This is a genomic window from Pedobacter petrophilus (assembly GCF_009674725.1).
Classification (GTDB): domain Bacteria; phylum Bacteroidota; class Bacteroidia; order Sphingobacteriales; family Sphingobacteriaceae; genus Pedobacter; species Pedobacter petrophilus.
The window spans coordinates 1-12665 of record NZ_WKKH01000044.1 but is presented as its reverse complement, the minus strand read 5'-3'; the positions used below and the strand labels follow the sequence as shown (position 1 = coordinate 12665).

Genomic DNA, 12665 nt, shown 5'->3' with positions numbered 1-12665 from the left:
TTGAACTTTGTGTTCGGCTAAATTATAAATAAATTATTATTTGTCAAAATGACATTTAATAATTTATTTATAATTTCTATTTTCGCAAAAATTTGAAGATATTCAGGCAGATTTAATTTAGTTTCAGAATGATTGAATATTCGGGCCAGCCGCATTATCTGGTAGCTGTAGATTGTATAGTTTTTGGTTTTGATGGCGAGCGCCTAAAGTTGTTATTGGTTAAAAGAGGTTTAGAGCCAGAAATTAACAAATGGAGTTTAATTGGTGGTTTTGTAGGCGCAAACGAAAGTCCTGATGATGCTGCAAACAGGGTATTGAAAAAAAACACCGGCCTGGAAGGGATCTACCTCGAGCAATTACAAATTTATGGCGAGCCCGACAGAGACCCTATTGAACGCACACTATCTGTAGGTTATTTTGCTTTAATTGACATCAATAAATACCAGGCACAACTGAGCGATGAATATCATGCAGAGTGGTTTTTAATTAGTGAAAGTCCGAAGTTAATCTTCGACCATGCTCAAATGGTTTCTGATGCGCGAAAAAAGCTTCGTTATAAGGCTGCCCTCCACCCTATTCTTTTTGAAATGTTACCTAAAAAGTTTACGCTTCCTCAGCTACAGATGCTTTTTGAAGAGGTAAACGACACCAAAATAGATACCCGGAATTTCAGCAGAAAAATTAGCTCGACTGGTTTATTAATTAAACTGGAAGAGAAGGATAAATCTGGCTCTAAAAAAGGTGCATTTTACTTTAAATTAGATAAAAAGAAATATAAGGCAAATTTCCAGGCATTTTTAAACTTCATTCCCAATTTGAAAATATAACGAAAGTTCCAACCTGCACATTGCCTTTAATATAGAAATAGTCGTGAAAAAACTACAATAAATGCTCCCAAATTAAAATAATGAAACTCAAAAATTAGTTTAATTGATATATTAGCACCATGCAAAAGGAACTGGCGAATGAAAAGTTGATCCTGGCAAATATTGCCACCGGAGATCAACAAGCTTTCGGCATTCTTTTTAATTTCTACAGGAATAAGGTTTATGGTTATGCTTTAGCAATTCTTCAGGAAGAAACCGCAGCTGAAGAAATCGTTCAGGATGTATTCATCAAGCTTTGGGTAAAAAGACAAAGTTTACCAATAATTGAAAATTTTGGAGGATTTTTAAGAACAATAGCTAGAAATGAAACCCTAAATGCCTTGAAAAAAGTTGCTCTTGAACAAAAAAAACATCAGATTGCTAACCAAAACACCACAGATATTGATTCGGGCACTGAAAATGAAATCCAGTTCAGGGAAACTAAGAAGTTATTGGAAACCGCCATCGAAAAACTTCCGCCTCAGCAAAAGTTAATTTATAATCTCTGCCATATTGAAGGCTTAAAACAAAAGGATGTTGCCCAAAAGCTAAACATTTCTCCGCTAACAGTAAAAACACACCTCAGAGACGCCATTAAATCAATCAAAAACTTCCTGATTATACACGATGAAATAAAAGTAGTGCCCCTTTTACTATTTTTTATTAAATAATTTAATCTTTACTACCTCCTTTCTTCTTCAAGATTGTCATTATTTAAATGGCTATAGACGATCTACCGTCATCTTAGCACAAACCAAACAAAATGGAACAGGAAAGATCTGCCTATTTATTTGATAAGTACGTGAGTAAAACGTGTTCTCCTGCTGAATTTAAGGAGTTTATGGCGATCGTAAGGAACGCGGACAATGATACAGTTCTTAATTTGGTGATGGATAATTTTTGGAACCAAAGCCAGGAAGCAGAAGTTTCCCAAGCTAAAGCTGATTTAATTTTGAATCGTGTTTTATCCCGCAAGGCTAAAAGAAATCAGAAAATGCCAAATCTTTCCATTCAGTGGTTAGGTTGGGCGGCGGCAATTCTTGTCATCTGCGGAGCTACATTTTTTTTCAACAACAAAGCGAAAACTTCTGCAACTATAACGGCTAAAACATCCACCAAGGTAGAAAAACATGATGAGTTGGTAAAGTTGCTGACTGTTAAAACCGGTAATGAACATCAAAAAGTAACCTTGCCAGATGGCAGCACAGTGATCTTAAATAATAACAGCTCCATCAGTTATCCAAAAGTTTTTGGGCGAGAGCGAACCGTTATTTTAAAAGGAGAGGGTTATTTTGACATCAGGCATGACATTAAAAGAAGCTTCACTGTGCATACAGGAAAATTAATCACTACAGTTTTAGGAACTGCATTTAACATTAAGGCATACGAGCGCGACCATGAAATTTCAGTGACCGTAACCCGGGGAAAAGTAAGTGTACTGGATAGCAATGCTGTGCTGGCTGTGTTAACCCCTAACCAGCAAATTGTTTTTAACAAGAAAGATAAACAGGCTAATCTTGCCAGGGTTGTTGCCAGGAATACCGTTCAATGGCAGGAAAGCGATATTTTCTTTGATGACACCTCACTGGACGAAGCAGCCCAGGTACTATCAAAGCGATTTAATACCACCATTACCGTTGATCATAAAGATTCAAAAAGATGCAGGTTTACTGCAACCTTCCTGAAGGGAGAATCATTGGATGAAATTCTAAAAATTATCTGCTCCTATAATAATGCACAATACCAAACTAACGCCGGCGGCATAACCATCAAGGGCGAAGGATGTGAATGATCAATAACCAGTAATCAATCAACTAAACCAAACAAAATGAAAAAAACTTACCAGCTGCGAATTTAAATGAATAAAAAACTCCTTGCCGCTAAACAAGGAGTCGTTGCAGATACAGCGCTAACTGTATCTGGGCGTTTAAACAATTTTCTAAGATTCATTTAAAACATTTAAAACTATGTATTTTTCTGCACAATCGGCAGAGGACAGGAAGAAATATGTTTTCTTCACTGCATCACCCCAAACACGATATTTAATTCGTCAGCTTATGCGTACCAGCCTAATTATTGCTATCGTATTCATCACCTCTCTTCAATGCCTGTTTGCTACCGAAGTGAATGGCCAATCTACTCAGCAGGTACAAGTTACAATCAAACTGCAAGAGGAAACCATTACTTCAGCTATCAAAAAAATAGAGCAAAACAGTCCGTTTCGATTTATTTACCGCAATAACGACCTTAAAGATATTGTGCCGGTAAGTATGCCATTAGCCTCAAGAACGGTTAAAGAAACGTTAGATTTTATTTTAAAAGGAACCGGACTCACCTATCATCAGGTAGGAGATAAAATCCTAGTTTCCAAGCTCACTGTGGTAAACACTACTGAAAGTGTAAAAGATACCCGTTTAACTGGAATGGTAACCGATGAAATTGGGAATCCACTCCCTGGTGTATCTATTCGCATAAAAGGAGATAAAAGTTTCAGTACCGCATCTGATCAATATGGGCACTATAGTGTTAACATTCCTACAGGAAAAACCATTAGCATCATATTCAGTTATGTGGGTTATGTAACCAGAGAAATAGCCGTTGATGAGAAAACAACCTCGTTAAAAACGGCTTTGGTTCCGGAAGCGGGTAGTTTGAACGAAGTACAGGTGATTGGTTATGGTACTACCACCAGAAAGTTAAATACGGGTTCTGTTGCTTCGATTACTTCTAAAGAAATTGAAAAACAGCCTGTTGGAAACCCACTGGCAGCACTTGCAGGCAGAATGTCCGGAGTGTTGATCGGACAGAACAATGGTGTACCTGGGAGTACCATTCAGGTACAAATCCGTGGCCAGAATTCTTTATCTTCTGGTGGAATACCACTATATGTAATTGATGGTGTTCCGTTTACTAATTTTAATGGTGGTTCTCCTCCAACCGATAATTTAAATGCCTTTGGAACTTCTGGTGCAAGTGGCGGTATAAGCCCTTTTGGCATGATCAATCCATCTGATATTGAGAGAATAGACATTTTGAAAGATGCGGATGCGACATCAATTTATGGCTCCAGAGGTGCAAATGGCGTGGTATTAATCACCACAAAAAAGGGTTCATCCGGCCGGGTAAAAATTGGTCTGAATTTAAATACCGGCTTAACAGAACTTAATCGCTTCATTCCTACATTAGATCTGCAACAATATCTGGCGCTTAGAAAAGAAGCTTTTCAGAATGATGGTGTTACTCCGAATGCAACCAACGCACCAGATTTAACCCTATGGGATCAAAATAATTCGACAGACTTCCAAAAGTTATTAATTGGCAACCGCGGCCATGTGAATGAAATTCAGGGATCCATGTCTGGTGGAAACGACCAAACCCGTTTCTTTTTTAATTCTGCTTATCGTAGAGAAAGCACCGTTTTTTTAGGGGAGAATAGCAGTAAGCGTTTCTCTTCGAGACTAAATCTTGATCACAGCTCGCAAAACAAGAAGTTTATGGCATCGTTTTCCGTGAGTTATACAAATGATAATACAAATCTTCCTACTTCTGATCTTGCATCAGTTTATAACCTGCCTCCTAACCTCCCCTTATACGATGCTACTGGCAAATTGTTCTGGTCTAATAACTTTACCAACCCATTGGCAAATTTGTTGAGAAGATATACGGGAGTAACTAATAATTTAATAGGAAACGCTAATCTTAAATATGAAGTTTTACCAGGATTAAATGTAAAAGCGAATTTTGGATATACGAATACAAGATTGGACCAGGTTGCAACAATCCCTGCATCATCCGCAAACCCGGCAAATAACCCTTTAAGTTCTGCAACATTTACAAATTTAAATGCACAAAATTGGATTATAGAACCTACGCTAGATTATGTAAAAACCCTGGGTAGAGGGAGGTTAACCGCCCTTATTGGAACGAGTTTCCAGCAAAACTCTTCCAATGGACTTTCATTGGCAGGAACCAATTATAGTAATGAAGCACTTTTAGGCACTTTAGGCGCAGCTGGTACAACCACTGTTAATTACAATAACATAGTTAAATATAAATACAATGCTGTGTTTGCAAAAGTAAATTATGATTGGCAGGAAAAATACCTGATCAATGCTACCTTTAGAAGAGATGGTTCATCAAGGTTCGGCCCCACAAATCGCTTCGGTAATTTTGGTGCTCTTGGGGCTGGATGGATCTTTACACAAGAAACTTTTGTAAAAGATAATTTACCTTTTTTGAGTTTTGGCAAACTAAGAGGCAGTTTTGGCACTACAGGCAATGACCAAATTTCTAATTTCATATACCTCCCTTTGTATTCAAGTACAAATACATATTTAGGAAATGCAGCTACAGTTGTTACCACAATACCTAATGAAGAAATCAAATGGGAAACAACTAAAAAATTAGAATTTGCTATTGACTTAGGTTTCTTAAATGACAGGATTTCATTTACGGCAAATTATTACAGAAGCAGATCTTCAGACCAAATTGCATTTAATGCCTTGGCTACACAAAGTGGTTATAATGCCTATCAAACCAATTTACCAGCATTAATTCAAAACAAAGGTTTGGAGCTGGAACTTAATAGCACCAATATTATCAGTAAAGATTTCAGTTGGAAAACAAATGTAAATTTCACATTTACGGACAATAAATTACTTGAATTTCCGGATTTAGATAAATCATTTTCGGCTTCGACTTATGTAGTGGGAGAATCAATAAATTTGTTTAGACTGTATCATTATCTAGGTGTCAATCCAGTGAATGGTGCAGCGATATACGAAGATAAAGATGGAAATGGCACTATTAACATCAATGACCGTTATGTAGCCGATTTGGGAACGCCATTTTTTGGAGGATTTAATAACACATTTACTTACAAAGGATTTGAGCTAGGTATTTTCTTCCAGTTTAACCATCGCTTTGGAGTGACCCAAATATTAAACACGAGACCAGGCGCCCTTTCTAATCAAAATAATTACTGGCTTGACAGATGGACACCAGGTAATCTAAACGCTAGCAATCCGGGTGCATCAGCAACTGCCGGCACAGCAATAGCCGCATCTTATAACTTGTACACCTCGTCCGATGCAGTATATGGAGATGCTTCCTACCTGAAGTTAAGATCCGTTAATCTGTCATATAACATTCCTCAAGATTGGCTAAAACAGGTTAAGATATCCAGTGCCAGTGTTTTTGTTCAGGGTCAGAATCTGTTTACATGGGCTAAAAACAAATACATTTTGGATCCGGAAACCACTGTTCAAGGCGGTCCTCCTGGATTAGGCACAGGTGTAATTGGTCAGGTTTTGCCTCCATTAAGAACAATTGTATTTGGTGTTAACTGTTCATTCTAATTAGAAATCATGAGAAAAGCTTATAAAAATTTCATATACAAAACATTGATTCTTGCCATAGTAGTTTCGGCTCCATCCTGTAAAAAATTCGTAGAATTGGGCGCCCCTCCTACTCAAATTTTATTTGCTGACGCTTTTAAAACAGATGCATCGGCACAGAGTGTAGTGTTAGGATTATATTCAAACAATGTTACTACATCAACTATTGGAAATTTCACCTTCCTAACGGGCATTTCAGCTGATGATCTTCAATACAATTCGACAGATCCCATATTTCAGGAATTTGCTAATAATGCGATTACTACCACAAATGCTAGCAATGCAAATAGTGTCTGGGGAAATTCTTACTCACTCATTAAAAACACAAATAATGCCATTAGTGGACTTACCGCGTCTACCACACTAACCCCTTCCGTAAAAGACCAACTTTTAGGTGAAGCGAAGTTTATAAGGGCCTTTGTTTATCTCTATTTAGTGAACTTGTTTGGCGATGTTCCTCTCCCATTAAAAGACGATTATTCTGCCTTTGAAAATGCTGCTTTACCACGTACATCATCAGCACAGGTTTATGCTCAAATCATTAAAGATTTAACCGAGGCGCAGGCTTCTTTGCCAGTTGCATACGTGGGTACATTTAGAGGCAGAATTAATAAATATGCTGCAACAGCACTCCTGGCACGCGTTTATCTTTACCAAAAAGATTACGCTAACGCTGAACTTCAGGCTACGCAGGTAATCAGTAGTGGTGTTTATAGTCTGCCTACGCCGGACGTTGCGTTTGTAAATAACAGTAACGAGATCATTTGGCAAATCGGAAATTTAACAGGTATTTCCCTATTTGGAGGTAATTATGTTACTGTAGGTGCTACAACGATTCCTGCCTTTTCTCTGTCTGAAACCACTTATCGAAGTTTTGAAAGCGTTGTCGATCTACGCAGAACGAATTGGGTAGCGCCAAAAACCGTTTCAGGCAAAGTATTATATGGGATAAGCAAATTCAAGCTATCGTCCGGAACCGGTAATGAATACAACGTTGTTTTGCGATTTGCCGAGCAATACCTCATCCGTGCAGAAGCGCGGGCACAATTAAACAACTTAAGTGGCGCCAAACTGGATTTAGATGCGATCAGAACGAGAGCTGGTCTGCCTGGAATAAATGCAACTTTCAATCAGGCACAAATGTTAGCAGCAGTTGAGCAAGAAAGGAAAGTAGAATTGTTTGGCGAATGGGGTCACCGGTGGTTTGATTTAAAAAGAACCACTCGTGCTGATGCCGTATTGGGAAGTTTGAAACCAACCACCTGGAAGTCAACTTCTGTTTTATACCCAATCCCCCAGTCGCAGATTTTAATCAATAATGCACTAACTCAAAACCCTGGATACAATTAAAAATTACCTAAATTTTAAAACGATGAAATCTTTAAATATCATACTCACCTCCCTTGCTCTAACAGCAACGTCGGCTCAGTTGAGCGCGCAAACTAAACCACTTGATAGCACAAAAATTTACCTGGATAAGCTAATTGCCTCTTCAAATCCTACAGACAAAACATTGTTAAACAGCAAACTGGGAACACTTGCTGCATCAAACAGCGAAAAGGATATGGATCTAGCCATTAACTATTATTTTCGGCTAAAAAACCAGAAGGCTACTGATTCGTTACTGGAAGTACAGTTAACAAAATTTCCAAACGGTATGCGTGCCAGAAATAAAGTGGCTGCTGATGAAATTTTCCCATTGAAAACTCCAGTTGAAAAAGAAAAAGCCTATAAAACCTGGATTAAAAAGTTTCCGCCTGCTAACTATAGTGGTGATGACCTGATTACTTATGATTATGTGACCAGCAGCATTGCGAGCGGTTATGCTGAAGAAAAAAATACAGCTAAAGCCATTGAATATGCCAATAAGCTGCTGGTTGATTTTTGGAAAGGAAATGGTTACGGTGGTTTAGCGGAACAATTTTATAAAAACGGAGATTTAAAAAATGCATCCATCTACTATAAAAAGGCGATGGAAAATGCTAAGGTGTATTATGATGGAAAATTGCCTAATGAAAATTCCTCCAAATTTGCGGCTTCAGGTTATCCCGGTTTAACCATGACCTATGCCAACATTTTATTCGAGCAAAAAAATTATAAGGAAGCACTTAAGTATGCAGAATTAGCATCTAAAAACCCCCAAACGGCGTCGCCAAGGTCAAATTTTCAATATGCTAAAATCTTAATGGCTTTGGGTAGAAACCAGGAAGCTTATGAAAAATTAGAAACGGCGGTAAAATCAGGCAAGGCTGATGATGAAATGAGTGCCACATTCAAAAAGCTTTATACCAAAATAAAAGGTAGTGACGCTGGTTTCGAGCAGTATGCAGCAGAAATCAGAAAGGGGATTATTGCCAATCTTCAGCAAAAACTAAACAAGGAAATGGTTAAAAAACCAGCCATGGATTTCACCTTAACTGATCTTGATGGCAAGCAGGTAACCCTGAGCAGTTTGAAAGGCAAAACGGTGATTCTGGATTTCTGGGCAACCTGGTGCGGGCCATGTAAGGCTTCTTTCCCGGCGATGCAAATGGCTGTAAATAAATATAAAAATGATCCCACAGTGCAGTTTTTATTTATTCATACCTGGGAGAAAACACCAACTCCTACCAAAGATGCGGCAGATTACATTAAATCGCAAAATTACAATTTTGAAGTATTGATGGATAATAAAGATCCTGAAACGAAAATTAATAAAGTGGTAAGCGATTACAAGGTGAATGGAATTCCATCAAAATTTATCATCGATCCGCAGGGGAATATTAGATTCAATTTAATGGGTTTTGATGGCGGTAATGAAGCAGCTGTCGACGAAATTTCAATGATGATCGATATGGCGAGAAAGGGATAAATACGAGTGATTTAGTTTTAACAATCGCATTCAGACAACCATTTTTTGGAAGTTTGAATGCGATTTTATTTTGAAGCTATTGTGGAGAGCTATAAGTGTAGATTGAGCCGAAGGTAATCTTCGCCGGGTGCGCATAGGTTTGGCGACGCTTCGTGCCTTACCGTGACAGTGGCAAAGTGAAAAACATAAAAATTTAAAATAACTTTTCTTGTGGTGGAGTTGCTCCGGCAAGGCGGATATAAACAGTGGTTTGGCCGCGGTGGTGGGTTTGGTGTTCAAATCCTTTGCCTAAAGCCAGCTCACGGCTCATTTCAAAACGATCAAAAAGCTTTACTTTTTCGTTTAGTTGCGTTGCGCTCATTTTTTTAATGGTAGCAATAACATAATCATAGCTATCCAATACGTTTTTGGTTACCGCAGCCTTTGTTTTCCCGCTGGTTTTTTCCAGCTGATCCATTCCTTCAGGATTTTTTTCTCCCATGGCAGCTGCAGCAAAAACGTAGTTATCAGCACCTAAGTGCAACATCTGTTCGGCAAAAGATCTCATTGCCGGCGTTGGCTTTAACGCGTAACCTGTCTCAGGCATCGCTTCTAAATAATCTTTGGTGTAGGCTTTAGCACGCTCCCACTCTTTTAATACATCTGCAGTGGTGGTTTGTGCTTTTGCAGTACCTACCATGGCAAGAAGCATAAATGCACTTGTTAATAGTTTAATAATTTTCATATGATCTGGTTTTATTAAAACAAAATTATGGTTTTGAACTAGATTTAGGGTAATAAACTTTTCATACAAAGCCATGTATGCGTAGCTGCTCTGCCTGGCTGCTTCTTTGTGAGAGCAGGTTCCAAAATAAATTCAGGATGAAGTGATGTTTAGGATTTCTCAAAATGCGAAAAAAGAATCGTCCTGCGGAACTTGATTCAGCATCTTTATTATATGTTTAAACCTAAAAATAATTATCTATTCATCACAAATAAACCGGGCACATACGCGATTTTGTAAATAACATTTTTTACCGTAGCGCTACATCAAAATACTGCAATAAGCTTAGCTTTGTATTCTCTCTTTTATCAATGGCTAAAAACAGAAATACCTTCCCTACAGAAAATATATCCTTTAAAGACCGACTCTCCTCGCTTAAAAACCTTCCCGATTTTTTTAAGCTGGTTTGGCAGAGCAGCCCGAGCAAAACCGCTATCAGTTTTACTTTGCGTATTTTAAGATCGGCTATGCCTGTGGCCTTATTGTATGTAGGCAAGCTCATTATTGATGAGGTGGTGATGTTAAATAGCCATGCTGGCCATGGCGATATGCAAAAACTCTGGGAATTGGTTGCGCTGGAGTTTGGACTCGCCATTCTCACAGACGGATTAAACCGGATGATCAATTTAACGGACAGTTTGCTGGGCGATTTATTTTCGAACTATACTTCCATGCGCATCATGAAGCATGCGGCAACGTTAGATTTAGATCAGTTCGAAGATTCTGTATTTTATGATAAACTGGAACGGGCAAGGCAGCAAACGGTCGGCAGAACAGTATTGCTCTCTCAGGTAATGAGTCAGGTGCAGGATTTAATCTCAATGGCTTTTCTCCTTACGGGATTAATTGCTTTCAACCCCTGGTTAATTCTGTTATTATTACTTGCAATTATCCCCTCTTTCTTAGGCGAATCTTATTTTAACAGTAAAAATTACGCCCTTTCCCGCAGTCAAACGCCCGAACGCAGGGAGCTGGATTACCTTCGCTATTTAGGTGCCAGTGATGAAACGGCCAAGGAAGTAAAGATCTTCGGACTTTCAGATTTTGTGATTGGAAGGTTTAAAATGCTATCCGATAAATTTTATTCGGATAATAGCAAACTTGCAGTGCGTCGTTCTGGCTGGGGTACTTTCTTTTCCATATTGGGCACATTGGGTTATTATGCTGCCTATGGCTTCATTATTTACAATACCGTTGCCGGGAAATCAACTGTCGGCAGTCTTACCTTTCTGGCAGGTTCATTTCGCCAACTGAGTGGTTTGATGGAAACCATGCTATCCAGATTTACGATGGTATCTCAGGGTGCAATTTATCTCAATGATTTCATCGACTTTTTTGAGATTAAACCCAAAATTACCAAACCAGAAAATGCAATTCCATTTCCAAATCCGATCAAAACAGGCTTCGTTTTTGAAAATGTAGGTTTTCAGTACCATAATTCTGAACGTTGGGCAAACAGAAATCTAAGTTTCGAACTCCGACCCGGGGAGAAACTAGCTCTGGTAGGCGAAAATGGAGCTGGAAAAACGACTTTGGTTAAGCTACTGGCGAGGTTGTATGACCCGACAGAAGGAAGAATATTATTAGATGGGAAGGACCTGAAATCTTATGATCTGGATGATCTAAGACACAATCTCGGCATCATCTTTCAGGATTATATCCGTTATCAAATGACGTTTTATCAAAATATTGCGGTTGGAAATATCAAAGAGATTGATAATCGAGAACTGGTTAAAAAAGCAGCAGAAGAAAGTCTGGCAGATCAACTGGCCGCAAAATTACCCGGTGCTTATGAGCAATGGTTAGGTAGAAAATTTAATGACGGCATAGAACTTTCTGGTGGCGAATGGCAAAAAGTAGCCTTAGCGAGGGCCTATATGAAAGAGGCACAGGTATTGATTCTGGATGAGCCTACTGCCGCTTTGGATGCCCGTGCCGAATACGAAGTTTTTCAACGGTTTGCAGAATTAACCAAAGGAAAATCTGCAGTATTAATTTCTCATCGCTTTTCTACCGCACGTCTTGCAGACCGGATTTTGGTTTTAGATCAGGGAACCCTTTTAGAATCGGGCACACATGCAGAATTACTCGTAAAAGAAGGCAGATACGCCGAACTTTTTAACCTGCAGGCAAAGGGGTATCAATAGAAGTTTTATTAAAAAAAACCTGTCATCCTGAGCCTGTCGAAGTACGATTATATTTCGACACGGAAACAAGGAAAACACGGAAGAATTATGTATTTGAATGCAGTTAATCATGATCACACCCAGCCTTCGAAGTATAGAATCATCAACTCCAAGAAACAAAATCAGCTGTCATGCTGAGCCTGTCGAAGTACGACTATATTTCGCCACGGAAACAAGGAAAACACGGAAGAATCATGTATTTGAGTGCAGTTAATCATGATCACACCCAGCCTATTGCAGTATAGAATCATCAACTCGAAGAAACAAAATCAGCTGTCATATTGAGCTTGTTGAAGTACGATTATATTTTGCCACGGAAACAAGGAAAACACGGAAGAATCATGTATTTGAATGCAGTTATCTATAAAAATTGTCATACTCAGCCTGTCGAAGTATAGAATCATCAACACGAAGAAACAAAATCAACTGTCATACTGAGCTTGTTGAAGTAAAATTATATTTCGCCACGGAAACAAGGAAAACACGGAAGAATCATGTATTTGAATGCAGTTAATCTATAAAAATTGTCATCGTAAGTTTGTATAAATAGGTTTTGAGAATTGCTGACAGGATATAATTTTGTTCAGCATAAAAGATCCAGCA

General features: G+C 38.5%; 8 protein-coding genes. 7 read left to right on the top strand and 1 reads right to left on the bottom strand.

Going from position 1 to position 12665, the window contains the following annotated elements; genetic code table 11:
- The first annotated feature begins 128 nt into the window (after positions 1-128).
- From GJU39_RS19290 to GJU39_RS19265, 6 genes are all read left to right on the top strand, one after another.
- Entirely contained in the window at positions 129-827 is a 699-nt protein-coding gene (locus GJU39_RS19290) for an NUDIX hydrolase (RefSeq protein WP_154282640.1), read from the top strand.
- A 119-nt stretch (positions 828-946) separates the two neighbouring features.
- Positions 947-1537, top strand: coding sequence for an RNA polymerase sigma factor (locus GJU39_RS19285; RefSeq protein WP_154282639.1), 591 nt, complete (start codon positions 947-949; stop codon positions 1535-1537).
- Between the two features lie 92 nt (positions 1538-1629).
- Complete coding sequence (locus GJU39_RS19280) at positions 1630-2658, top strand: FecR family protein (protein ID WP_154282638.1); 1029 nt, start codon at positions 1630-1632, stop codon at positions 2656-2658.
- A gap of 175 nt (positions 2659-2833) precedes the next feature.
- Positions 2834-6223, top strand: a complete 3390-nt coding sequence (locus tag GJU39_RS19275) for a TonB-dependent receptor (protein WP_154282637.1) — start codon at positions 2834-2836, stop codon at positions 6221-6223.
- A gap of 9 nt (positions 6224-6232) precedes the next feature.
- Entirely contained in the window at positions 6233-7612 is a 1380-nt protein-coding gene (locus GJU39_RS19270; RefSeq protein WP_154282636.1) for a RagB/SusD family nutrient uptake outer membrane protein, read from the top strand.
- A gap of 22 nt (positions 7613-7634) precedes the next feature.
- The gene (locus GJU39_RS19265) at positions 7635-9113 is read left to right on the top strand and encodes a redoxin domain-containing protein (protein WP_154282635.1); all 1479 of its coding nucleotides are present in this window, start codon (positions 7635-7637) and stop codon (positions 9111-9113) included.
- Positions 9114-9306: 193 nt separating this feature from the next.
- Here GJU39_RS19265 and GJU39_RS19260 read toward each other — a convergent pair whose 3' ends face one another.
- On the bottom strand, positions 9307-9837 hold the full coding sequence (locus GJU39_RS19260) for a DinB family protein (protein WP_154282634.1): 531 nt from the start codon (positions 9835-9837) through the stop codon (positions 9307-9309).
- A 350-nt stretch (positions 9838-10187) separates the two neighbouring features.
- On the opposite strand from GJU39_RS19260, the gene GJU39_RS19255 reads away from it, so the two are divergent.
- Positions 10188-12023, top strand: coding sequence for an ABC transporter ATP-binding protein (locus tag GJU39_RS19255; RefSeq protein WP_154282633.1), 1836 nt, complete (start codon positions 10188-10190; stop codon positions 12021-12023).
- Positions 12024-12665: the final 642 nt, after the last annotated feature.